The sequence below is a fragment of the Clostridium sp. MCC328 genome (assembly GCF_018785465.1).
Taxonomy (GTDB): Bacteria; Bacillota; Clostridia; order Lachnospirales; family Lachnospiraceae; genus Pilosibacter; species Pilosibacter fragilis.
In genome coordinates this window covers 37,588-62,840 of record NZ_WQPW01000008.1, presented here as the reverse complement: position 1 = coordinate 62,840, position 25,253 = coordinate 37,588, and the positions used below count along the sequence as shown (strand labels likewise).

General features: G+C 50.3%; 21 protein-coding genes. 1 reads left to right on the top strand and 20 read right to left on the bottom strand.

Features of this window, described 5'->3' with window-relative positions; translation table 11 throughout:
- Positions 1 to 106 precede the first annotated feature (106 nt).
- The 19 genes from GPK83_RS01400 to GPK83_RS01315 form a co-directional block, all read right to left on the bottom strand.
- Positions 107 to 1,579 (bottom strand): tripartite tricarboxylate transporter permease, encoded by a 1,473-nt coding sequence (locus GPK83_RS01400; RefSeq protein ID WP_015554307.1) that lies wholly within the window; start codon positions 1,577 to 1,579, stop codon positions 107 to 109.
- Positions 1,580 to 1,595: 16 nt separating this feature from the next.
- Positions 1,596 to 2,060 (bottom strand): tripartite tricarboxylate transporter TctB family protein, encoded by a 465-nt coding sequence (locus GPK83_RS01395; protein WP_015554306.1) that lies wholly within the window; start codon positions 2,058 to 2,060, stop codon positions 1,596 to 1,598.
- Between the two features lie 108 nt (positions 2,061 to 2,168).
- Positions 2,169 to 3,236 (bottom strand): tripartite tricarboxylate transporter substrate binding protein, encoded by a 1,068-nt coding sequence (locus GPK83_RS01390; RefSeq protein ID WP_015554305.1) that lies wholly within the window; start codon positions 3,234 to 3,236, stop codon positions 2,169 to 2,171.
- A 262-nt stretch (positions 3,237 to 3,498) separates the two neighbouring features.
- Positions 3,499 to 4,971: a tripartite tricarboxylate transporter permease gene (locus GPK83_RS01385; RefSeq protein WP_117483176.1), complete on the bottom strand. Its 1,473-nt coding sequence runs from the start codon at positions 4,969 to 4,971 to the stop codon at positions 3,499 to 3,501.
- Positions 4,972 to 4,983: 12 nt separating this feature from the next.
- Complete coding sequence (locus tag GPK83_RS01380) at positions 4,984 to 5,448, bottom strand: tripartite tricarboxylate transporter TctB family protein (protein ID WP_015554303.1); 465 nt, start codon at positions 5,446 to 5,448, stop codon at positions 4,984 to 4,986.
- Between the two features lie 115 nt (positions 5,449 to 5,563).
- Positions 5,564 to 6,622, bottom strand: a complete 1,059-nt coding sequence (locus GPK83_RS01375; protein ID WP_215703818.1) for a tripartite tricarboxylate transporter substrate binding protein — start codon at positions 6,620 to 6,622, stop codon at positions 5,564 to 5,566.
- Positions 6,623 to 6,815: 193 nt separating this feature from the next.
- On the bottom strand, positions 6,816 to 7,826 hold the full coding sequence (locus GPK83_RS01370) for a 2-dehydro-3-deoxygalactonokinase (protein WP_117566417.1): 1,011 nt from the start codon (positions 7,824 to 7,826) through the stop codon (positions 6,816 to 6,818).
- A 23-nt stretch (positions 7,827 to 7,849) separates the two neighbouring features.
- Positions 7,850 to 8,500: a bifunctional 4-hydroxy-2-oxoglutarate aldolase/2-dehydro-3-deoxy-phosphogluconate aldolase gene (locus tag GPK83_RS01365; RefSeq protein WP_215703817.1), complete on the bottom strand. Its 651-nt coding sequence runs from the start codon at positions 8,498 to 8,500 to the stop codon at positions 7,850 to 7,852.
- A 223-nt stretch (positions 8,501 to 8,723) separates the two neighbouring features.
- Positions 8,724 to 8,900 (bottom strand): 30S ribosomal protein S21, encoded by a 177-nt coding sequence (gene rpsU, locus GPK83_RS01360; protein WP_003504099.1) that lies wholly within the window; start codon positions 8,898 to 8,900, stop codon positions 8,724 to 8,726.
- 209 nt (positions 8,901 to 9,109) lie between these two features.
- Positions 9,110 to 11,764: an alanine--tRNA ligase gene (gene alaS / locus GPK83_RS01355; RefSeq protein ID WP_215703816.1), complete on the bottom strand. Its 2,655-nt coding sequence runs from the start codon at positions 11,762 to 11,764 to the stop codon at positions 9,110 to 9,112.
- Between the two features lie 15 nt (positions 11,765 to 11,779).
- Positions 11,780 to 11,902, bottom strand: a complete 123-nt coding sequence (locus GPK83_RS17095; RefSeq protein ID WP_015554298.1) for a hypothetical protein — start codon at positions 11,900 to 11,902, stop codon at positions 11,780 to 11,782.
- Positions 11,903 to 12,205: 303 nt separating this feature from the next.
- On the bottom strand, positions 12,206 to 13,129 hold the full coding sequence (locus GPK83_RS01350) for a lysozyme inhibitor LprI family protein (protein ID WP_215703815.1): 924 nt from the start codon (positions 13,127 to 13,129) through the stop codon (positions 12,206 to 12,208).
- A gap of 132 nt (positions 13,130 to 13,261) precedes the next feature.
- The gene (gene rnhA, locus GPK83_RS01345) at positions 13,262 to 13,741 is read right to left on the bottom strand and encodes a ribonuclease HI (protein WP_015554296.1); all 480 of its coding nucleotides are present in this window, start codon (positions 13,739 to 13,741) and stop codon (positions 13,262 to 13,264) included.
- A gap of 70 nt (positions 13,742 to 13,811) precedes the next feature.
- Positions 13,812 to 15,413: an MBL fold metallo-hydrolase gene (locus tag GPK83_RS01340; RefSeq protein WP_215703814.1), complete on the bottom strand. Its 1,602-nt coding sequence runs from the start codon at positions 15,411 to 15,413 to the stop codon at positions 13,812 to 13,814.
- A gap of 244 nt (positions 15,414 to 15,657) precedes the next feature.
- On the bottom strand, positions 15,658 to 17,130 hold the full coding sequence (spoIVA, locus tag GPK83_RS01335; RefSeq protein WP_215703813.1) for a stage IV sporulation protein A: 1,473 nt from the start codon (positions 17,128 to 17,130) through the stop codon (positions 15,658 to 15,660).
- A gap of 124 nt (positions 17,131 to 17,254) precedes the next feature.
- Positions 17,255 to 18,262 (bottom strand): NAD(P)H-dependent glycerol-3-phosphate dehydrogenase, encoded by a 1,008-nt coding sequence (locus GPK83_RS01330; protein ID WP_117469475.1) that lies wholly within the window; start codon positions 18,260 to 18,262, stop codon positions 17,255 to 17,257.
- A 71-nt stretch (positions 18,263 to 18,333) separates the two neighbouring features.
- Positions 18,334 to 18,969 (bottom strand): glycerol-3-phosphate 1-O-acyltransferase PlsY, encoded by a 636-nt coding sequence (gene plsY, locus GPK83_RS01325; RefSeq protein ID WP_215703812.1) that lies wholly within the window; start codon positions 18,967 to 18,969, stop codon positions 18,334 to 18,336.
- 3 nt (positions 18,970 to 18,972) lie between these two features.
- On the bottom strand, positions 18,973 to 20,298 hold the full coding sequence (gene der, locus GPK83_RS01320; RefSeq protein ID WP_015554291.1) for a ribosome biogenesis GTPase Der: 1,326 nt from the start codon (positions 20,296 to 20,298) through the stop codon (positions 18,973 to 18,975).
- Positions 20,299 to 20,313: 15 nt separating this feature from the next.
- Positions 20,314 to 21,708, bottom strand: coding sequence for a DUF512 domain-containing protein (locus GPK83_RS01315; RefSeq protein WP_117469632.1), 1,395 nt, complete (start codon positions 21,706 to 21,708; stop codon positions 20,314 to 20,316).
- A gap of 273 nt (positions 21,709 to 21,981) precedes the next feature.
- On the opposite strand from GPK83_RS01315, the gene GPK83_RS01310 reads away from it, so the two are divergent.
- Complete coding sequence (locus GPK83_RS01310; RefSeq protein WP_015554290.1) at positions 21,982 to 23,169, top strand: ribose-phosphate pyrophosphokinase; 1,188 nt, start codon at positions 21,982 to 21,984, stop codon at positions 23,167 to 23,169.
- A 158-nt stretch (positions 23,170 to 23,327) separates the two neighbouring features.
- On the opposite strand, the gene GPK83_RS01305 is transcribed toward GPK83_RS01310, so the two are convergent.
- Complete coding sequence (locus GPK83_RS01305) at positions 23,328 to 25,211, bottom strand: tetratricopeptide repeat protein (protein WP_215703811.1); 1,884 nt, start codon at positions 25,209 to 25,211, stop codon at positions 23,328 to 23,330.
- Between the last annotated feature and the right edge of the window lie 42 nt (positions 25,212 to 25,253).

Sequence of the window (25,253 nt, the reverse complement as noted above, 5' to 3'; positions counted from 1 at the left end):
TCCTTTCGCCATATACAGGAAATTCCTCAAAATTTTCTATTACAAAAGCCGCCCCTCTCCCCGGCACAAAACCGGAGAGCAGACGCGGCTTAAAAATTCACAATTTTTAATTTGTTTTCTTCTTTAACTGTCCGCGGATCGCACCAAACAGTGTGAACGCGATCAGGGCAAGAAAGAACCAGCAGATCGGGGTGTTGAAGAATACGACCGGGTTACCACTGGACTTTAACAGTGCAGTACGGAAATTCTTCTCAGCCATCGGCCCTAAGATCAGACCGAGGATCGCCGGGCTTGTCGGGATCTTTACTTTACCCATGAGCCAGCCGATCACGCCTGCAATCAACATCGTTCCCACATCGTAGAAGTTGCTTCTCATCGCGTAGCTTCCTACGACGCAGAGGATGAAAATGACCGGTGTAAGGATCGTCTTCGGAACGCTTAATACCTTTGTGAAAAGGCGGATGCAGGAGAATCCGAGGAGTACCATGATGGTGTTTGCCACAAACATTCCAAGGAAGATCGTGTAAACGAGGACCTTGTTTGTCTTAAAGAGCATCGGTCCCGGGGTAAGACCCTGGATCGTCAACGCACCGATCATGATGGCTGCTACGGCATCACCCGGAACACCGAGTGTCAGCATCGGGATCATGGCACCACCGGTTACACCGTTGTTACCACCCTCAGAAGCAGCTACTGCCTCCGGGCTTCCTTTACCGAACTGTTCCGGATGTTTGGACATGCCGCGGGCAGTGTTGTATCCAACGAAGGATCCGATATCGGCACCGGCACCAGGGATGATACCGATCATGGTTCCGATGAGGCCCGTAACCGGAGCAACACGAAGGATCGTCTTCACATCCTCCTTTGTCGGAAGAAGTCTTGTTACGCTCGCATCGATCTCATCCGTGCTGTAGATATCCTCAATGGTCTCGAAAGCCTGGCTCATCGCGAACAGACCGATCATAACCGGAATGTACTGGATACCGGAGAGAAGGTTTGCGTTGTCTGTGAAACGGATGTAGCTTGTTACGCTGTCGATACCGACAGTAGCTGTTAAGATTCCTAAGAATCCGCAGATCAAGCCCTTTGCCATATTCTCGCCGGAGATGTTGGCAATGATACAGAGTCCGAATACCGCGAGTAAGAAGAACTCAGCAGAGCTGAACTTTAATGCAAGCTTCGCAAGCTGCGGGCTGATGAGCCATAAGCAGAGAACGCTGACAACACCGCCCACATAACTGGAAAGTGTTGCGATACCGAGTGCACGTCCTGCCTCACCGCGCTTGGAGAACTGATATCCATCAATAGCGGTTGCAGCAGAGGCCGGTGTACCCGGTGTATGTAAAAGGATCGCGGAAATAGATCCGCCATAGATTGCTCCCACGTAAATTCCAAGTAACATGAGGATACCTGCTGTGGCATCCATACCGAATGTAAGCGGCAGAAGAAGGGCTACACCCATAGTTGCGGTAAGTCCCGGCAGTGCTCCGATACAGATTCCGGCTGCTACACCTGCGATCATGTAGAACAGTACCATGGGGCTGAACGCGCTCTGAAATACTTCTAAAAAGAAACTCATTCTGCTACCCCTTTCTTTAAATGCTGAACATACCGAAGTCGATCGGCACATTCAGGAAGTTCTTGAAAATAAAGTAAATTGCCAGGACCACGATCACGGAGATCAGTGCGTTTTTCCAGAAAGCGCCTTTATGAAACCACTGGCAGAACGCGAACAGCATGATCACTGACGGAATGATAAATCCAAGTGTAGATAATACCAGCATGTATACAAGCAGGATCGCCATGGAAATGTATACACGTTTTGTACCCGGTGTCCACATCGGAAGCTCCGGGAACTGGTCTTTCTTCATCATCAGGGTAACGACGATAAGGCCTACGGAGCAGATCAGAAGAAGGGCTGCGATGATCCCCGGCCAGAGTCCCGGACCCGGAACGCCTGTACCGTAAGCTTCTGCTCTCGGGTAGCCAAGACAGGTAACGATCACATAAACAGCTAAAGCTGCGCAGATCAGACCTGCGATAATATTTCCTTTTCTCATATTGAAACTCCATTCTAAAACAACTGTCTCGCAGAGGTCTCCCTGGGGAAAGCCCTCACAGACAAAACCGGGGAGTGGGTTTCCCACTCCCCGGTGAGCCGGTTTACATTACTGTACTTTCAGACCAAGATCTGTAACCAGAGCTGTGTATGTCTCAAGGTCAGATTTGATACGCTCCTCGAATGTAGCGCCGTCAAGAACGTCGATCACGTTGTTGGACTTGTTCATGAAGTCAACGAACGCGTCAGACTGTGCTGCCTGAGAGAAGATCTCATAGAGCTGGTCAACAACCTCATCCGGAGTATCCTTCGGAACACCAAGACCTCTCCATGTACCAAGAACTACATTGTAACCAGCTTCCTGGCATGTCGGAACGTCCGGAATGGAATCAAGACGTTTGTCGTTCATAACTGCAAGAACCTTTAAGTCGCCGGACTCAACGTAGTTAGCAACCTCAGCGTAGGAAACTGCTACTGCGTCGATGTGCTCACCAAGAAGGTCTGTGATCGCACCTGCTGCTCCATCGTAAGCAACGTGTTTGAACTGAGCGCCTGTCTCTTTTGCAAGACCTGCTGCTGCAAGGTGCCAGATCGCGCCGTTACCGGAGTTACCCATGGAAACCTCGTTCTCTTTTGCGTAGTTGATGAAGTCTTCGATCGTGTTGAAACGATCATCCTTCGCGTTTACTGTGATAGCTGCGCATGCGCTGTTTACCATCATGATCGGTTTAAACATGGAATATGTAAGACCAGCGTTTGTTCCCATAGCCTCAAGAGTTGCAAGCTCTACTGTGATCATGGTAACGGTTGTGCCATCAGCCTTAGCGTTTGCGCCAGCAAGCATACCGGTTGCTCCGCCGCCGCCGGAACGGTTCTCTACGGAGATGTTTTTGAAGGAACCCTTCGCTGCGTCTGCTAAAGCACGCATAACTGTATCGGTACCGCCGCCTGCATCGTAAGGAACGATACATGTAACTGTTTTATCCTTCCATGCGGATGTGTCAACGCCAGAAGCTGCTGCCTCTGTAGCTGCTCCCTCAGCTGCTGCAGTTGTCTCTGTTTTTGCTGCCTCTGTAGCTGCTGCAGTTGTCTCTGTTTTGCTGGAGCTGCTTCCGCAAGCTGTCAGGGAGAGAGCCATAGCTGCTGCCATTGCGAGCGATACTACTCTTTTTCTCATAAAACCTACTCCTTTTCTCTTTCCTAATACTTTCTTAACGATTTTTTAGGTTTCTTTATGAAATTTTCACACGACATATTGTAGACGTTTGTGAACAACTTGTCAATGGTTTTATGGAAAGTCTTCACAAAAGATACTTTTGATTTCCTATGGTTTTTCATAATTTTTGTAGGTTTTTACCAAAAAAGACACCCTGACCGTTGGAAATTAATTTAAAACCCGGTCAGGGTGCCCTGAATTTTTATGTATTTTTTCTTAACAGCTATTCCGCTTTTTTCTTTAACTGTCCGCGGATCGCGCCAAAGAGGGTGAATGCGATCAGGGCCAGAAAGAACCAGCAGATCGGGGTATTGAAGAATACACCCACATTCCCGCTGGACTTTAAGAGCGCGGTGCGGAAGTTCTTCTCAGCCATCGGGCCTAAGATCAGGCCGAGAATCGCCGGGCTTGTCGGGATCTTTACTTTACCCATGAGCCAGCCGATCACGCCTGCAATCAACATCGTTCCCACATCGTAGAAGTTGCTCCTCATCGCATAGCTTCCCACGACGCAGAGGATAAAGATGACCGGTGTGAGGATCGTCTTCGGAACGCTAAGTACCTTTGTGAAAAGGCGGATACAGGAGAATCCGAGGAGCACCATGATGGTGTTTGCCACGAACATTCCAAGAAAGATCGTGTAAACGAGAACCTTGTTGGTCTTAAAGAGCATCGGTCCCGGGGTAAGACCCTGGATCGTTAACGCGCCGATCATGATAGCTGCTACAGCATCACCCGGAACACCGAGTGTCAGCATCGGAATCATGGCACCACCGGTTACACCGTTGTTGCCGCCCTCAGAAGCAGCTACGGCCTCCGGGCTTCCTTTTCCGAACAGTTCCGGATGTTTGGACATGCCGCGGGCGGTGTTGTATCCAACGAAGGATCCGATATCGGCACCTGCACCGGGGATGATACCGATGATGGTTCCGATGAGACCGGTAACCGGAGCGACCCGGAACATGGTCTTCATATCTTCTTTTGTCGGGAGAAGTCTTGTCACCGTCGCATCGATCTCGTCGGTGCTGTAGATATCCTCGATGGTCTCGAAGGCCTGGCTCATCGCGAAGAGGCCGATCATGACCGGAATGTACTGGATACCGGAGAGAAGGTTCGCGTTGTCTGTAAAACGAATGTAGCTTGTTACGCTGTCGATACCAACGGTAGCTGTTAAGATTCCTAAGAATCCGCAGATCAGGCCCTTTGCCATGTTCTCACCGGAGATGTTGGCGATGATACAAAGGCCGAATACCGCAAGTAAAAAGAACTCAGCCGAGCTGAACTTTAACGCAAGCTTCGCGAGCTGCGGGCTGATGAGCCACAGGCAGAGACAGCTCACAACACCGCCGATATAGCTGGAAAGTGTGGCGATACCGAGCGCACGCCCCGCCTCACCGCGTTTGGAGAACTGATATCCGTCAATAGCTGTGGCCGCGGATGCCGGTGTACCGGGTGTATGAAGGAGGATCGCAGAGATAGATCCACCGTAGATCGCGCCGACATAAATCCCAAGCAACATTAAGATACCGGATGTAGCATCCATACCAAAGGTAAGCGGAAGAAGAAGTGCTACACCCATTGTTGCGGTCAGTCCCGGAAGTGCTCCGATGCAGATACCCGCCGCAACGCCCGCGAACATGTAGAATAAGACCATCGGGCTGAACGCTGACTGTACAACTTCAAGAAAGAAACTCATATCTCAGCCCTCCTATATGCTGAACATACCGAAATCGATCGGCACGTTCAGGAAATTTTTGAATACATAGTAGATCACAAGGATCACCGCGATGGAGATCACCGCATTTTTCCAGACGGCCCCTCTGTGGAACCACTGGCAGAACGCAAACAGCATGATCACAGACGGGATGATGAATCCAACCGTGGACAACACCAACATGTAAACCAGCAGGATCGCCATGGAAATGTACACACGCTTTGTTCCCGGTGTCCACATCGGAAGCTCCGGGAGATCTTCTTTTTTCATCATCAGGGTTCCGGCGATCAGACCGACCGAGCAGATGAGGAGAAGCGCCGCGATGATGCCCGGCCAGAGTCCCGGACCCGGAACACCTGTACCGTAAGCTTCCGCCCTCGGATAACTGAGACATGTCACGATGACATAGAGGGCAACTGCCGCGCAGACAATGCCCGCAATAATATTTCCTTTTCTCATAGCTGAGACCTCGATTCTTCATAATATCGTTTTCTGCCGGGCACCCGGAAATTGCTTCCTCCGGCATAGCCTTCAGATGGGAACCACGGCTGATACCGCGGTCCCCTTTTGATATTTACTGAATCTTTAATCCGAGATCAGTTACAAGAGTCTTGTAAGTGTCAAGGTCAGCAATGATTCTGTCCTCAAAACTCGGTCCATCCATGATATCGATCACATTGTTGGACTTGTTCATGAAATCAACGAACGCGTCTGACTGTGCCGCGTCAGAGAAGATCTGATAGAGCTGCTCTACCACTTCATCCGGTGTGCCTGCCGGAACGCCGAGACCTCTCCAGGTACCGAGAACTACATTGTAACCGGCTTCTTTACATGTCGGAACATCCGGGATCGTGTCGAGACGCTTATCATTCATAACTGCAAGGACCTTTAAATCGCCGGATTCAACATAGTTTGCAACCTCTGCGTAGGAAACCGCTACCGCATCGATATGCTCACCGAGAAGGTCTGTGATCGCACCTGCTGCTCCGTCGTAAGCGACATGTTTGAACTTCGCCCCTGTCTCTTTTGCAAGGCCAGCTGCCGCAAGATGCCAGATCGCGCCGTTACCGGAATTGCCCATGGAGACCTCGTTCTCCTTCGCGTAGTTGATGAAATCCTCGATGGTGTTGAAACGGTCGTCCTTCGCGTTTACCGTGATGGCAGAGCATGCGCTGTTTACCATCATGATCGGCTTAAACATGGAATATGTAAGTCCTGCGTTTGTCCCCATAGCCTCAAGTGTCGCGAGCTCTACCGTGATCATGGTAACGGTAGTTCCGTCTGCCGTGGCATTGGCACCCGCGAGCATGCCTGTCGCTCCGCCGCCGCCGGAACGGTTTTCAACGGAAATATTCTTGAAGGAACCCTTTGCGGCGTCTGCTAAGGCACGCATAACTGTATCGGTACCGCCGCCTGCATCGTAAGGAACGATACATGTAACCGTCTTATTCTTCCAGTCGGATACATCCACGCCGGAACCGTCAGCCTTTTTGCTCTCTGTATTTGCATTTTCAGCAGCTTTCGTCTCCTCGACAGCTGCCGTTGTCTCTGTTGTGGTAGAATTACCGCTGCATGCGGTGAGGGATGCCGCCATTGCTGCGGCGAGGGCCAGGCTTAATACTCGTTTTTTCATAACAAGTCTCTCCTTTTTAGATATTTTCTTCTGAATCTCTTCCCATTTTTTTTCAGAAAGTTTAGAGATTCTTTATACATATCTATTTTAGGAAAACCAGCCCTTGCCGTCAAGCTGTCAGGCGCTTAGAACGTGTTAAGTTGTGTGATAGATCAATAAAATTGATGTGAATTCTGCCTGAGTTTTCGTAATTTTACTTATTTTTTTCTGTCAGAGATACAATATGCAGGGCTCCTTTGGCAGATGTAGGAACGGAGTCCTTCGGGACGAATTCCGTCACATGCCTGAAGAAATTCTCCTTAGCGAAGAGGTCCATGAGAGCTTCTCTCAGGGGATTCTTCCCGTAGATCACAACCGTTGTATCAGCATCGCATTTTAACGCGCTGCTGTTCTTTACGGCCTCCATATCGTTCTGTAAGACAGCGCCGAGAACATAGCTTGCGATCTTCGTCTTATCCGGCTCCGCGAAGGTATTTAAGATCCTTGCAGAGAAACATGCGCGGCCGATTCCCGTCTTCCTGGCAGTCTCGTATCCCGCGAGAACATACTCTTTCGCATAAGTCTCCTCAGAAGCGAAGGAATGTCCAACCGCATCCGCGATCAAGGTATCGTTTGTGATAACGGAGAGGAGCTCTCCCGTGATCGTTGTGAGGCAGCCAGTGATCTTTCCGTCGCGGTCCACGGAGACAAACTTCGTGTGGGAACCAGGAAGAACGAGAAGATACGGTTGTCCCTTTGGAAGGCTCTCGATCACAGCAACGGTCTCAACCTCCTCGCCGCGCATCATATCCATCGACTCGAAGGTCGTAAGATCCAACTTTCCGTCGCGGTTTTTCACTCCCGGGATAAAGAGGATCGGGAGCGGGCATACATCCTCGATAAGAACACTCTTTGCCGCCTTCGCAAGGTCCTCTGCAGATGCCGGGGCAACCACGTGAGGGATCTCTGTGAGTCCCACGTTGGAGGTGATCATTCCGGACGCAGCGACCTGCTTTACATCGTCATATGTAATATCAGCCTGCTTTAAGACATCCTCAAGACAGCCCTTGATTGCTGCCTTTAAGCGGTTATTATTACCGTCGATAGCGGTGATGCGGACACCGATCTCGGATTTTGCGGATGCCACTGCCTCATATTTCTCATTAAACAGGTACACACGGGTATTCGTTGTTCCTGTGTCGATCGTGATCGTATAGTTTTTCATTTTATGACTGCTCTCCTGTTGTTTTAGTTCTCTGCTGCTTTTACATAAACCTCAGCCAAGGCCTTCAACTCATCGTATCTGCCCTCTTCGATCATCTTCTTGTTTGTAAGGCTGGAACCGATTCCAAGACCGATAAAGCCAGCTTTTAAGAAGTCTGGAAGGTTCTTGTCATCCACACCGCCAACTGCGATCATCGGAACGTTGTTGATTGGTGCCATGACAGCCTTACAGTAAGAAAGACCAAGGTTTCCTGCCGGAAAAAGTTTTACAACAGATGCGCCGCAACGGTAAGCGTCAGCGATTTCAGACGGAGTCATAGCGCCCGGAATTGACTCAAGACCGCATGCTACAGTCTCTTTAATTACAGTCTCGTCCACATTCGGAGCAAGTGCGAAGGATGCGCCTGCCTCTTTCGCCGCACGAACTTCCTCCACAGACATCACGGTTCCGGCTCCGATCACCATCTTGTCCCCCAGCGCCTCGCGGACTGCGCGGATAGCGTTCGGTGTATCAATGAGCTTTGTCTCGGATTTCTGGTTAAAAGTGATCTCTAAAAGGCGGATTCCGCCATCATATAATGCCTTTGCAACATCAACGATCTTCTCGGACGGCACACCTCTTAAAATTGCGATGATCTTGTGTTCTTTGATCAGACTTTCAATTTTCTTCTCCATGATTTTTCTTCCTCCGAATTGTATAGTTTGCTTGTAACTGCGCAGCAGGTCTGCACGCCTGCTGCGCTGACCGCAAGAAAACAATCATTATATTTTATATTTATTTTCTAATAGTATAATACTCATACCTGCATCCGGCAACTGAATTTTTATCCACTGCGAGTATCCATATCAGGCAAAAGAAAAAGGAGCCGTCCCCAAAGGAACAGCCCCTGTACGCTTATTAGTTGTACTTGCGCTTTCTTGCCGCTTCAGACTTCTTTTTACGTCTTACGCTCGGCTTCTCATAATGCTCTCTTTTACGAATCTCCTGCTGAATACCTGCCTTTGCGCAGTTTCTTTTGAATCTGCGTAAAGCGCTGTCCAGGCTTTCGTTATCTTTAACGATTACGTTTGACATAGCTCACACCTAACCTCCCTCCAGTTGTGTAATTGTGCATAATACAACTGTTTGGGTATTTTTTAGCACTGGTATGATTATATCATAAATTACACATTCGTCAACCTATTTTTACTAGAAAAATGCATTTTTTTCAAATTTATTTTTGATGCCGGGCAACCTTGCACAACCCGGCATCAAAAAGGCTTGAAACAGCCTTAATTCTTAACTTATTTTACCTGCTCAGAAACGACTTCCGCAACCTTTACGAGTGCGTCCGCAACGCCTTCCGGATTCTTACCGCCGGCCTGCGCCATGTTCGGACGTCCGCCGCCGCCGCCACCTACAAGACCTGCGATGGCCTTGATGAGGTTACCTGCGTGAGCGCCCTTCTTCTGGGCTTCGTCTGTCACAGCAGCCATAAGATTTACCTTGCCGTCAAGAACGGATGCGATCACAACAACGCCTTCTCCGATCTTCTCCTTTAACTGGTCGCCTAAGTTTCTTAAGCCGTTCATGTCAACGCCGTCTGCGCGGACTGCGAGGACTTTCACGCCCTTCACTTCCTGAACCTGATCCATTACATCGCCCATTGCCTCTTTGGCAAGCTTGCTCTTTAACTTCTCGTTCTCGGAGTGGAGTGTCTTGATCTCCTCCATCATGGACTCGATCTTTGTCTTTAAATCAGCCGGAGTGGACTTTGCTGCAGCTGCTACCGCATGAAGCTCCTGCTCTACATTCTCATAGTGATGGATCAGACCATCAGAGGTGAGTGCCTCGATACGTCTTACACCTGCTGCTACACCAGCCTCGGAAAGGATCTTGAAGCAGCTGATCTCGGAGGTATTCTTAACGTGGGTACCGCCGCAGAGCTCTGTGGAGAAGTCTCCCATTCTTACGACACGGACCTTATCGCCGTATTTCTCTCCGAAGAGCGCCATCGCGCCTGTCTTCTTTGCGTCCTCCAGACTCATAACATCTGTAACAACCGGAAGTGCCGCGCGGATCTCTTTATTTACAATATTCTCAACTTCCTTGATCTCATCCTGGCTCATTGCAGAGAAGTGAGTGAAGTCGAAACGAAGTCTGTCTCTTGTTACAAGGGAACCAGCCTGCTCAACGTGTGTGCCGAGCACGGTTCTTAATGCCTTGTGGAGAAGGTGGGTCGCACTGTGGTTTCTTCCAATCAGGGAACGGTTCTCCTCATTTACCTTAAGAGTTACTGTCTCACCTGTCTGGAACATACCGCTTACCATATGTCCGATATGACCGATCTTTCCGCCCTGAAGGTGGATCGTATCTTCTACCTCGAACTTGCCGTTCGCACTCTCGATCACGCCGCGGTCGCCGACCTGACCGCCCATGGTTCCGTAGAATGGAGTCTCAGAGGTGATAACGCATGCTTTCTCACCGTCTGTCACCGCATCTGCGATCTCATCCTCGCCTTCTTCATCAGCGGCAAGTCTTACGAGGGCTGTCACCTTGGACTCATCCTCAAGCTTGTCATATCCTGTGAAAGCGGATGTTAAGGATGCGTCGAGTTTCTGGTAGATATCGTCGCGTCCCATGTAGTTTGTGGTCTTTCTGGCACTTCTTGCAGTCTCTCTCTGAACCTGCATTGCCTTGTGGAAACCTTCTTCATCGACAGTGAGTCCCTTATCGTCGAGGATCTCCTTTGTTAAGTCGATCGGGAATCCGTAAGTATCGTAAAGCTTGAACGCATCCTCACCGGCAAGGACCTTTGTTCCCTTTGCTTCCATATCTTTTTCAAGATCAGCAAGGATCTCAAGGCCTTTGTCGATGGTGTTGGCAAAACGCTCTTCCTCCTGGTCGATCACGCGGAGGATCATATCTTTCTTCTCCTCTAACTCCGGATAACCGTCCTTGGAGAGATCAATAACGACCTGTGCAAGCTTTGTCATGAAGTTTCCCTCGATGCCGAGGATACGTCCGTGACGTGCTGCTCTTCTTAAAAGTCTGCGGAATACATAACCTCTGCCCTCGTTGGACGGCATGATTCCGTCAGATGCCATAAATGTGCAGCTCTTTACGTGGTCAGCGATAATACGGAGAGAAACGTCCTTCTTGTCGTCCTCCTCGTATCTGCAGTGTGCAAGAGCGCCTACCTCGTCCATCAGGGCACGGTTTGTATCTACATCGAAAAGGGATGCCACATCCTGGCAGACAACAGCCAGTCTCTCGAGTCCCATACCTGTATCGATGTTCTTCTGGATCAGATCGGTGTAATTTCCGTGTCCGTCATTGTTGAACTGGGAGAATACGACATTCCATACTTCCATGAAACGGTCTCCCTCGCCGCCCATAACGTCCTCCGGGCCTGTACCATACTTCTCTCCGCGGTCATAGTAGATCTCAGAGCACGGGCCGCACGGACCTGCGCCATGCTCCCAGAAGTTGTCTTCTTTTCCGAAACGATAGATTCTCTCTTTCGGGATACCGATCTCCTCGTTCCAGATGCGGAAAGCCTCATCATCGTCAAGGTAAACAGACGGATAGAGACGGTCTGCCGGGATTCCTACGCATTCGGTCAGGAACTCCCATGCCCAGTGGATCGCTTCTGTCTTGAAGTAATCGCCGAAGGAGAAGTTTCCCAACATTTCGAAGAATGTGCCGTGGCGGGCTGTCTTACCGATATTTTCGATATCGCCGGTACGGATACATTTCTGGCATGTGGTGACTCTGCGTCTCGGCGGGATCTCCTGGCCTGTGAAGTACGGCTTTAACGGTGCCATACCAGAGTTGATCAAAAGTAAGCTGTTATCGTTGTGCGGAACGAGGGAGAAACTCTTCATCGCAAGATGTTCCTTGCTCTCGAAGAATTCAAGGAACATTCTCCTCAGTTCGTTTACACCATATTTCTGCATGGTACTGCCTCCTGGTTACTGTTGTGTACTTTTTTTATCTCTGAATTTCTTACCCAGAACGATACCCGCCAGGGCAACTGCGGCCAGAATCACAGCCTCTAAAGCTGTTGAAATACATGATGCGAAAAATGCGGACATAAAAACGCCTCCTTCTCCGGCTGTCTAAAATTCAGACGCCTGTGTTTAAAATGACACATTTGTACAGTTTCTATAATATTATTTTTCTGGATCTGCCCGTAAAGCCGGTGCGCCGGTCTTCTGCGCAGATTCTCATAACTTATACTATAATCGTTTCTCGTTCTGTTGGCAAGATGTTTTTTCTGTTCCGTGGCATTCTGGTGGACCTTTTCTGCCGTCAAACGGCTTTTCTGTCACTTCTTCATAAGTGAAACCGGCGCATCTGAATTTTTTAGTGATTCAAATGCGCCGATGTGTCGTCTTTTATTTTTTCTCAGGCTCCAGGTAATCCCCATAATTTTCCAGCAGTTCATAGCATCGGTCCATCGTCACGCTCGCTGATGTGCGGACATACTCGATGCTCTGGGATGGTGTGCTGTTTGACTTCGCACTGGCTTTATCCGCCGCCAGGTCGCGCTTTCGAATCCACTCCACTTCTTCCCGGCGGAGCGCTTCCGCTGCACTCTCGTCCATCTCTTTATGGATGCTTGAATAGATCAGGTTCAGCTCGCGGTCCCAGAGATTTCTCACATATTCCGCCGTCGCATACCGGGAGGTCTGACTCATCGTCTGGTCATCCTGGTACTTTTCCGCCTCAATTCTAACCGCCTCAAGGCGCTCCTCCAGATCAGAACGTGTGTATTCGATCACAAGTTTTGCTTCCCCTGCATTTTCCGATGCTGTGCTGTCCGGTTCCAGCGGGGACTTGACCGTCTCTTCCACCGGTATCCCTGCTGCCTCGTCTGTGCCTCCGCTCACCGCCAGCTGATCATTATCCGCCAGTGACAGGTCGCTGACCTCCGCATCGGGAGCTTCTGCCGCTGCGTTTTCTTTCGTCGCAGATTCTTTCATCCTTGTTTCAGTATCAGAAGCTTCTCCCCCATCTTCCGGTCCCCGGCTGGCTTTTGCATCCGCGTGGTACAGGGCGATCCCGTTATCGGCAGGGCCGCACGCCGGAGCTGGCGCATTCTGGGCTGCCGGGGTATTTTCTGCCACCTTCATCCGATTCTCTGTCATATAGGGATTCCCGGAATTTCCCGCATCCGGCTGCATGGCATCCGCCTCAAAACCGACGACAGCCGCGGTATTCACCCCATGGGAAGAAACAAATTTTTCCATTTCCCATGTGGCGGATACCCCGGCCATCAGGATTCCAATAATTATCAACCATATTCTGCGTCTGCTCATATGTGCCCTCTCGATTTTTCAGGTAACTTCTGTTCTACTAAAAAGATACCATATCGTGAGATCTTTGTGAACAAAAAACGCAAATTAGTAATACATTGTAAGACTTTTGTAAAAAACAGCGCAACTGCCTTTTTAGTTACTAAGCCCCGTATCCACCAACAGATCCCCACCATCCGCAGCGCTGGTGGCCAGGCGGTCACAGCGCTCGTTTCCGGGATGGCCGTCATGGCCCTTGACCCAGTGGAACGTCACTTTATGCGGGTTCATCGCGACGAGCAGCCGTTTCCAGAGGTCCGAATTTTTTACCGGTCCCGTCTTAGGGCGGACCCAGTTATGCTTAACCCAGCCGTCGATCCATTTCTGGTTGAAAGCGTCCACGAGATATTTCGAATCGGAATAAAGGTCTACCTCACAGGACCGGTTTAACGCTTCAAGTCCCACGATCGCTGCCATAAGTTCCATCCGGTTATTGGTTGTCCGCACATATCCCGCGGACAATTCCTTTTCGTGGAGAGTCCCATTTTTATCAATAAACTGGAGCACCGCTCCGTATCCGCCCGGCCCGTCTGGATTTCCGCGGGCCGCTCCGTCCGTATAAAGTGTTACTTTCATGTCTATTTTGTAATTCCTCTCAGATGTCTTATTTTATATGATTCCGGAATTCAGACGGCTCAAGCCGCAGTTACAGATCCCACTTCTCGCAGAGCGCGTTGACCTCTGCCGTAAATTTCTTGATATCCTTGTTCGCGCATTCGCGGTTCTTCTGGATGATCCGCATCAGGCGCTCGCCTGCAGCCACAAGAAGAGCAAAGATGGACTTATTCTCCTTCTGTCTCGCTGTCTCCTTCTGGATTGGAATACCGACGGTCTGTTTGAGCCACGCACCCGCGGCAAGGTCAAACTCTGATCCCGAGAACGGTGCGTCCGCCACAAGATCGTAGTCCGAGCGCAGGAGGTTCGCGAACTTCGTGCATACGAGATCGTCTCCGTGTACCATAAACACACGGTTCGGTTTCTTCTTAAAGGCGTTGATCCAGGTGAGAAGTCCTTCCCTGTCCGCATGACCGGAAAGTCCGTCCAGGCACACGATCTCCGCTTCTACATCGATGGTCTCACCGAATAGTTTTACGACTTCCGCCCCCTCAATGAGGCTCCTTCCCAGAGTTCCGACAGCCTGGTATCCGGCGAACACAATCGTACACTCCTGTCTCCAGAGATTATGTTTTAAGTGGTGGCGGATTCGTCCGGCATCACACATACCCGCCGCGGAGATAATGACCTTCGGCTCGGAGTCGAAGTTGATCGCCTTGGAATCGTCGCTGCTGACGGAAAGATTTAATCCCGGGAATGCGATCGGGTTGATTCCCCTGTTCACAAGATCCATCGCCTCCTCGTCAAAGCACTCGGAAATGTTCTTATTGAACACATGGGTCGCCTCGACGGCCAGCGGGCTGTCCACATAGACCGGGAATCCGTCATGTCCGGTGACAAGGCCCTCTTCCTTGATCTTACGGATAAAGTAGAGGATCTCCTGGGTCCTGCCCACTGCAAAGGCCGGGATCACAACGTTTCCGTGACGGTCCAGGGTTCTCTGGATGATCTTCGCGAACTCCTCGATATGCTCGTGGGTCCGGTCGTGGGAACGGTCACCGTAGGTACACTCCATTACCACATAGTCGGCCTCATCCGTGTACTGCGGATCCTTGATCAGAGGTTTGTTCTTGTTTCCGATATCACCAGAGAAAACAATCTTCTTCTGTGCGCCGTCCTCATCGATCCAGACTTCAATGGACGCGGATCCAAGCAGGTGACCCACATCCGTAAACCGTACTTTCAATCCGTCGCAGATCGTCAGGATATCACCATAATGGCATGGCACGAAATGCTTTAAAACGCCTTCCGCGTCGTTTACCGTGTAGAGCGCCTGGACCTCCGGGTTTCCGGCACGTCTTGCCTTTCTGTTCTTCCACTCAGCCTCCATTTCCTGAATGTGGGCACTGTCTTTCAACATAATGTTGCAGAGATCGCAGGTGGCCTGTGTGGCGAATATCTGCCCCTTAAAGCCCTTCGCATAGATCAGTGGAAGCAGGCCTGTGTGATCGATGTGGGCGTGGGTGATAAAGATGTAGTCCACATCGGAGAACGGGATCGGAAGCTCCGCGTTCTCATAGACGTTTCCGCCCTGTTCCATACCGTAATCAACAAGAATGTTCTTTCCCGCCGCATTCAGATAATGACAGCTTCCAGTCACTTCATGATCTGCACCGATAAATGTCAGTTTCATGGAACTCCTCCTTTCGCGGCGAAATCTGGAAACTCATGCAAACATCCTATTCCTGTGGTCGATATACAGAAATATCCATTTTTCCCAACCGTGCAGTGTCCGCAACCCTTTTCACGTTCACCGCGGATTTTATCCTTCAGGTTTCTGCCGCAAATACTGTAATTTCAGCATCGTTTTGCAAAATTCGATGAAAATCTTCATGTTTGCAAATCAGCTGTATTATTTGCATCTATTATAGCAAATTTCAGATAATTATGCAAATCATTCCGCCATTACTGTCATTAATAATTTTCTGCAGCGTATCCTGAAGTTTCATCTGACAGTCCTCCGTCATCTGGGCGATCTTCGCCTGCATGCCGTCCTCAACAATCTGTTCCACGGACTTTCCGAAGATATTCGTATCCCAGACACCTTCCTCCGTCGCTTCCCCGTCCTTTATGTACGCGATCAAGTCCTTCGCCTGCTGCTCGTTCCCAACGATCGGCGCGATCTCCGTCTCGATCCTGGCCTTTATGAGATTGATGGAGGGTGCCTGGGCATGGATCTTCACACCGTACTTGCTGCCATGACGGATCAGCTCCGGCTCATCTAAGGAGATCTCCGTCTTATCCGGCAGGACGATTCCGTAGCCCTTCTGGCGCACCTCCACCAGGGCGTTTCTCACCTTCTCATACTCTTCCTTCATCCCGGCAGATTCCTTTAAGATTTTAAACAGGCTGTACTCATCCCGCACCGGCAGGCCGGAAATATCGCTTAAGACCTCAAAGTATGCCGCCTCATCCACCAAGACCCGGATTGTCACCCGGCCGCTCGCAAGATCCAGCTCATCCGCGATCAGTTTTTTCACTGCCTGATCTGTTTCCGGCACAGCCTCCTTCGGCACGTCCTTCATCTGGACGGATGTCTTCAGGAGTTTTCCCGCCTCCATGATCAAACCTGCCTTTAACGCATGATCATCCGGCAGGATCTCCACCCATTTCGGGATCTCAAAGTCGAGCTCTGTCACCGGGAACTCCAGGAGCACGGTGCCCAATATCTCCTCGATGTCTTCTCGCTTTAGCTGTTCACAGTTTGCCGCCCGTACCGGGACCCCGTACTGGTTTTCCATCTTTAACGCCAGGGCTTTCGTCTCCGCCGCATAGGGTCTTGTAGAGTTTAACAGGATCAGGAACGGTTTTCCGATCTCCTTCAACTCCGAGATCGTCTGCTCCTCCGCCTCCTTAAAATCATCCCTGGAGAGTTCCCCGAAGCTGCCATCGCAGGCCACAACGATCCCGATGGTGGAATGGTCCCGGATCACCTTTCTCGTCCCAATTTCCGCCGCCTGGGTGAACGGGATCTCATAATCGTACCAGGGCGTCTTCACGAGACGTTCCTCCCCGTTTTCCGTATGTCCCGCAGCACCTTCCACCATAAAACCCACACAGTCGATGAGCCGCACCTTCGCCCGGATCCCCTCCGCAAGCTCCAGCTCCGCCGCCTCCTTCGGGATAAACTTCGGCTCCGTGGTCATGATCGTCTTCCCCGCAGCACTCTGGGGAAGCTCATCCCTGGTCTGGGCCTTTTTCTGTCCGTCCGGGAGGTTCGGGAGCACGAGAAGCTCCATAAACCGTTTGATAAATGTGGATTTTCCGGTGCGCACAGGTCCCACAACGCCCACATAGATCTCTCCGCCCGTCCTCGCCTCGATATCCTTGTATACATGGAAATGATCCATAAAAATACCCCCTCACATATACTGTTGCAGTGTATGCACGAGGGGGACATTTTATGCCGACAGAGCCTTTTCTTACGCCGCAGTACGGCAAAGTGCAGGCCGCTGCAAGATTATGTTCTGGTTTCTATTCCCACGGAAGATCGCTGTGCTCGATGCGCTTGTCGCGGAGCATCAGGTCGGCCACCGCCTCTTTTGCAGGTTTTCCTTCAAACAGAACCTGGTTTACCTCTTCAACGATCGGCATGGAAACATTGTATTTCTTTGCGAGGGCTCTCGCAGCCTTCGCGGAATAAACGCCTTCTACCACCATCTGGACTTCCTTCATTGCCTCTTCCATCGTGTATCCTTTTCCGATGAGGATACCGGCACGGCGGTTTCTGCTGTGCATGCTGGCACATGTCACGATCAGGTCACCGATTCCGGAAAGTCCGGTATAGGTCTGGTATTTTCCACCCATGGCGATGCCAAGTCTCGCGATCTCCGCCATACCGCGGGTGATGAGGGCTGCTTTCGCGTTGTCCCCGTAACCCAGGCCATCAGCGATTCCCGCTGCCAGGGCAACAACGTTCTTTAACGCGGCGCCTGTCTCGATCCCCAGGACATCCGGGCTCGTGTATACGCGGAACACCGGGCTGATAAATGTGGACTGGACGTACTCTGCAACGTTCTTCTTGCGGGATCCCGCAACGCAGAGCGTCGGAAGTCCGCGGCTTACCTCCTCCGCGTGGCTCGGTCCGGAAAGAACAGCTGTCTCCGCCATCGGAAGTTCTTCCTTTATGATCTGGGTCATTGTATCGAGAGTATTCTCCTCGATTCCCTTTGCCACATCCACAATGAGCTGTCCCTCTTTACAGAACGGCTTCATCTTCTGCGCCGTGCTGCGGACAAATACGGACGGAACCGCCATCACGAGAAGGTTCTTATCCTTCATCGCTTCCTCAAGGTCAGCGGTATAGATGATTCCCTCCGGCAACGTCACTCCCGGAAGATTCTTGTGAGTCCTGGTCTTTGCCATCTCCTCGATCTCCGCCGGGATCGCGGACCACAGTGTGACCTCATGTCCATTGTTTCTTAACAGCACCGCAATCGCGGTTCCCCATGTACCGGAACCGATAATACCAATTTTTTCCATGTTCAGGAACTCCTTTTCTCTTTAATCTCACTGCCCTGTACCGACTGATATTTTCGTGCTTAAGCGCTTATTCAGTTTTTCTTTCCGCCCCAGAGCTTGTTCTCTGTGCCGGATAAAAGTCTTTTTATGTTCGTCTTGTGTCTCCAGATCGCCATCGCCATCAGGACGAAGGCAACGGCATAAAACTCCATGAGATGATCCGCAGAGACGGTAAATGTTCCATGCGCCCCGTAGACCAGTATCTGGATAAAGAATGAGATCACCACCAGAAGAGAACCAAGGGAGACATATCTTGTAATGATGACAGCTCCAAGGAACAGTGCTGCACAGACAAGTGTCACGCGCCAGTCCATGGACACGAGAATGCCTGCCATGGAAGCGATTCCCTTTCCGCCCTTGAAGTTTAAGTAACACGGAAAGTTATGACCGAGGACAACGCCGAGACCTGCGTAGAGCACATAGAGGTCTGTGTCCGGGCTTCCCTTAAAGATGATCCGCGCCGCAAGACAGGCGAACACCGTCTTTAAAAAATCTCCCGCGAACACGATGAGCCCCGCTTTTTTTCCCATGACCCGGAGCGCATTTGTCGTTCCGGAGTTTCCGCTTCCGTAGTTTCTGATATCGATATGGTTCATCTTACCGTAAAGATATCCTGTCTGGAATAATCCAAACACATAACCCATAACAAGACAAATCACTCTGCCCATTGCTTAATCCTTCTCCTTCCTCTCGCGGATGATGAATTTTAAGGATGTTCCGCGGAAGCCGAAGGCCTCACGGATCTTGTTCTCTAAGTATCTCGTGTAGGAGAAATGCATTAACTCCTTATCGTTTACGAAGATAACAAAGGTCGGCGGTTTTACCGCAACCTGGGTCACATAGTAGATCTTTAAGCGTTTGCCCTTGTCGGACGGCGGCTGCTGCATAGCGACAGCTTCTGTCACGATCTCGTTCAATACACCGGTAGCCACGCGGAGCGTCTGGTTCTCGCGGACCATATCGATGAGCTCGAAGAGCTTTTCCATTCTCTGTCCGGTCAGGGCGGACACGAAGATATACTCCGCATACGGCATGTAGGACAGGGTCTCTTTTAATTTTCTTGTGTACTCATAGATCGTCTTGTCGTTCTTCTCGATGGCATCCCACTTGTTGACAACGACGATCACGCCTTTTCCGCGGTCATGGGCGATACCGGCGATCTTTGCGTCCTGCTCAGTGATTCCCTCAACGGCATCGATGACCATGAGGACCACATCAGCGCGCTCCACCGCTGTCACAGTACGGATAATACTGTAGCGCTCGATATCCTCTTTGATCTTGCTCTTTCTTCTTAATCCCGCGGTATCGATAAAGATATATTCAGTGCCGTTTCGCACGATCTCTGTATCGACAGCGTCTCTTGTGGTTCCGGCGATGTTGGATACGATCACACGGTTTTCACCGAGAAGCTTATTGATAATAGAGGATTTTCCGACGTTCGGTTTTCCCACGATGGCGATTCTCGGACGGTCATCCTCGCTGTCGTCATACTGGTCCTCACGGAAATACTTGACTACCTCATCGAGAAGCTCGCCAAGGCCAAGTCTTGAAGCCGCGGATACCGGGACCGGGTCTCCGATTCCCAGGTTATAGAATTCGTATACATCGTTTCCGAACTTCGCCATGCTGTCCACCTTATTGACCGCAAGAACGACCGGTTTCTTAGACTTTCTTAACATGTCCGCAACCTTGGAGTCCGCGTCGACGAGACCCTGGCGCACATCCACGATAAAGATGATGACGTCCGCGGTATCGATGGCGATCTGAGCCTGCTCACGCATCTGCGCAAGAATGATATCCTTGGAATCCGGCTCGATTCCGCCTGTATCAATTAAGGTAAAGTTGTTGTTTAACCAGGTGCAGTCCGCATAGATACGGTCTCTTGTCACACCCGGAGTGTCTTTTACGATCGAGATCGTGCTGCCGGCAAGGACGTTGAAGAGTGTGGATTTTCCCACGTTCGGTCTGCCGACGATCGCCACTACTGGTTTACTCATATATTTTCCTCATTTCTATACTTCGCCGTCCCAATCAGGGATAACTTCCCCGTCCTCTGTGAGACCGGCATCTTTCATTGTAAGCTCATATGCCCCGTGTTCCGCAGTCTGTTCTCTCGCCGCCTCCGGGTCAAGGATCGCGTCCACAAGGTCATATCCGCTTGATTTTACTATATTTATCGGAATCTGTAAAGCATCTTCCGCCTGGGTCTTTGTGATATCATCCAGGAAAACCTCCTCGCCGCTCTTAAACATAACGGCCGGAAGGATCAGCCTGTCGCCTAAAGGCTTATCCTTTAACTGGGCGATCAGATCCTGTCCTGTGATCAGTCCCGCCACCGTGATCTTTTCGCCGAAGAAATCATTCCGGATCGGGTAGATATGGACCTTTCGTCCCGGATAGACTTTCATGATCTCCTTTACAAGCGTGTCCAGATACGGATACGGCAGACGTCCTGTGGCGATAGAGAGTTCTTCCTCTTTTCCGTCGTCCGTCTTCTCATCCAGGGCATCCATGACTTCCTCATGCAGCAGCCGCAGCATACCGACGCCGTTCTCCAGCTGGATATATCCGTCGTATCTTCCTTCCTCCGGCATCTCGCGCTCCGCCAGGATATACCACTCATCACTTGCATGGATAAAGTGGATCCCGTGGCGCTCGTAGTTGATCTTCTGCCATTTTTCGATGAGGTCTATCACCTCGCAGGCATCTTCCTTTGTAAACGGTTCCAGCGGGTAAAGACCCTCACGATACTTCGAGAGACCAACCGGAACCACCGACACGCTCTGCATCACCGGCGCGTACTTTGAGAGCTGTTCGATGGTGTACGCCAACTCATTTCCATCATTGACGCCCCGGCAGAGAACGATCTGTCCGTTCATCTCCGTCCCTGCCTCGTAAAGACGGTCGATCTTCTTTAACGCCTCCCCCGCAAACCGGTTGTGGAGCATCTTACAGCGCAGCTCCGGGTTCATAGTCTGCACGGAGATATTGATCGGGGCCAGGTGGAAGCGGATGATCCGCTCGATATCCTTATCCTTCATATTTGTCAGGGTGATGTAGTTTCCCTGAAGGAACGAAAGTCTGGAGTCGTCGTCCTTAAAGTAGAGCGTCTCACGCATTCCCGGCGGCATCTGGTCGATAAAGCAGAAGATGCACTTATTGGAGCAGGACTTATAGTCACTCATAAGTCCGTTTTCAAAGGTAAGTCCCAGATCCTCACCGCCGCTCTCGATCTCAAGTTCCCACTCTTCTCCGTTTGCCTTCCGCACGACCATCACGAAACTCTCGGCATCCGTCATATAGTCGTAGTCAAAGATATCTTCCAGCTCTTCCCCGTCTATGGTAAGCAGCACATCTCCCGGTTCCAGTTCCAGCTCTTCCGCGATGGATCCGGGGGTAACTGCCATAATTTTATGTCCCTGATATTTCACTTCGTTTATCCTTCCTGCATGGTTCTAAACTTAATCATACCAATCTTCCTCCGATTTGTAAAGGAACGATATTCTTTTTCCTTCGAATTTTCATGGGAAACTATTGACGAAAAATGTCTGAAAATGGTATACTCGGCGTGGAATGCCTGCAGGTTCCCGCATAAATAAGGAGATCCAGGCAAAAATATGATCTGACAGTCCGACCGCAGAGGCCGGACCGCAACACAAAAAATCGGAGGATTATCTGACATGTCTAATCAGTACGTTTTCAACGACCGTCTGCCGCTTGCACCGCTTAAGATCGCTGCTCTTGAGAGCTGCCGTGATCTTGCGCAGAAAGTCAATGACCACATCGTAAACTTCCGCCGCAACGATGCGGAAGAATTACTTCGCCGCCAGGGAAATTTACAGTACCGTGGCTACGATGTTGACTCCTATCTTCTCGACTGCGCCTGCCCGCGTTTCGGAAGTGGTGAAGCAAAGGGGATCGTAAACGAATCTGTCCGCGGAACCGATATTTTCTGCATGGTCGATGTAACAAACCATTCTCTTACCTACAAGATGTCCGGATATGTAAACCACATGTCCCCGGATGACCACTATCAGGATCTCAAGAGAATCATCGGCGCTACGGCATCCACCGCACACCGTATCAACGTTATCATGCCGTTCCTTTACGAGAGCCGTCAGCACAAGCGTACTCACAGAGAGTCTTTAGACTGTGCAATGGCACTTGAAGAGTTAGTAAGCATGGGCGTGTCCAACATCATCACATTTGATGCACATGACCCGCGCGTACAGAACGCGATCCCGTTATCCGGCCTCGACAACTTCATGCCGACCTACCAGTTCGTAAAAGCACTGTTTAAACATGACAATACCTTAAAGATCGATAAAGACCACTTAATGGTCATCAGCCCGGACGAAGGTGCAATGAGCCGTGCCGTATATCTCGCCAACAACCTCGGCGTTGATATGGGTATGTTCTACAAGAGAAGAGATTACTCCAAGGTCATCAACGGAAGAAACCCGATCGTTGCCCACGAGTTTCTCGGAAGCTCCGTTGAAGGAAAGACCGTTATCGTCGTTGACGACATGATCGCCTCCGGCGAGAGCATGCTCGATACCGCAAAAGAGTTAAAGGAGCGCAAGGCCGAGAAGGTCGTTGTATGCTGCACCTTCGGTCTCTTCACCGCAGGCTTCGAGAAATTCGATGAGTTCTACCAGAAGGGCTACATCGACAGTGTTGTCACAACAAACTTAAACTACCGTTCCCCGGAACTCTTCACAAAGGAATGGTATGTGGAAGCTGATATGAGCAAGTACATCGCTGCCATCATCAACTCCTTAAACCACGACGTTTCCATCGGAAACTCCCTGTCCCCGACAGACAAGATCCAGAAACTTATCAGAAAGTACAACGAGGGTCTTCTTTAATTTTAAATCTCAGAGAATATTTACGCCGCCCGGCTTTCCATTATGGATTCCAGGCGGTGTTTTTTCATATTCTACACATTTCAGGCGCAGAATCCCATTAAAAAAACGGAAATTCCAACATTTCTGCAGGAATTCCCGTTTTTATTTCTTACAGCATCTTAGTTTCCGTTCACACGTCTCACTTTATTGATGTCAAGCTTATCTGTCGCGGCGGAATCGAATTCGATCGCAAACTGTACATTATCCGGAAGCGCCTTCTTCTTTAATACCTCAAAATACTGGGACGCGTCTTTAATGACGAGTCCTGTTGTATTCCAGTTATCGCCAGGCAGGATCCATACCTTTAAGTTTCCGACCTTCAGCTCATATGGAAGTTTCTGGGACACCCACTCGGTCTTTCCGTACTTGGCAAGGCAGTTATAGACATCTCCCATGGTCAGCTTTCCTGTGGATCCGTCGAAGAGATCTGTCTTCTCGTAGGTTGTTGTTCCGCCATTGTCATGAGCTTCCTGAAGAGTGTCCGCATTCAGTTTCAGGTTTCCTGAGTTCACGGCCGCTGCCTGCGTCGGCTGCGGATTTGCCTTTGTGGTCTCCACCGTTTCCTTAACTGCTGCTGTTGTCTCTTTCACAGAAGCTGCCGCAGATTCCTTCTCAGAGCTTCCTGTCGTCTCCTCTTCTGTATCTGCCTCAGTCTCATCCTCGGCAGCATCCGTCTCATCCTCGGCAGCGGTCTCATCCCCATATGGATTGTGGTCTAAAAGTTTTCCATCCACATCCGCATAACGGCCATCCGGAGTCGTATCATCCACCAGCATTCTGCCGTCATCCTCAAAATAGTATACCGCACCGTCAAGCTGCTGGTATCCCGTCACCGCACTGGCGTAGAGACGTCCCGCTGCCGGATTGAAGTAGTAGGAGCCGCCAGTCTCATCTGTATACCAGCCAAGTCTCCAGGAACCATCTTTGTTCAGGCAGTATGTATAGTCGCCTCCGCTGATCACGCCCGCGTCATAGTTTGACGGAGCCAGCGCAAAGGCACGCTTATAATACTTGGAAGCGCCTTCCACGTCCCCTGCTTCCAGAAGTTCATCTGCCTTCGCGTAGGACTCGTCTGCAGCGGAGGAACGGTAGCTGTCCAGTTCTTCTTTATAACTTTTATTTCCAGGTCTCATGGAAACTGCCTTCTCCCAGAATCTCAGGCAGGCATCCACATTCTCGAGTTCCAGATAATAGGAAGATGCGGAATTTAAAAATTCATCAAGCTGGTCATCTGTCACCGTAGAATTCTGGTTTACGAACCGCTCAAGACCACTCTGGACGATACTCTCCGCCTCTTTTACTTTTCCTGCATCTACATATACGCCGATCAGCATAGAGTATGCATCGATCCGGTCTGGCGCCTCATCAATCACAGCCTTTAAAGTCTCGATCGCCTGATCGTTCTTTCCTTCATCGTAGCAGTACTGTCCGTAGGCAACTCTTGCCTCCAGCAGGGCATTTTTAATACTTGCATCATTCTGATCTGCTTTCTGAAGAACTGACACTGCATTTTCATAATCATCCATCATGGAATATGCTTCCGCAAGCTGCAGGGAATTCTCCACGGTGACACCATCGAGTTCCTGAAGCTTTAAAAGCCACGGGATCGCTGTCTCGTAATCCTCGTTGTCTGTCAGGACCTGGCAGATCGTGCGGACACAGTTATCCTGTTCTTTTTCCAGGGATGTATCCTTTGTCTTCTCATATCCCTGCTGCAGGATCGACATAGCTTCATCGTACTCTTCATTTCCAATATAGGCTTTGGAAAGCTGGATATAGGCTTTGCTGTAATCCGGATCCAGTTCAATACATTTTAAAAGGGATTCGATGGCACTCTCGTAGTCCTCTTCCCCGACGTACTGGGATCCTTCCTTATAAAGATTCTCCGCTTCCGTCGAACTTGCCTGTGCCGCCTGAGTCGCATCGTTCACTGAAGCGTCTTTCTTGCCGCAGGCGGAACAAAGCACCACCGCTGTGGCCATAATCAAAAACCATTTTCTCATTCTAATTCCTCATTTTTTGCCGGAGTATTTTGTCATAGAGCA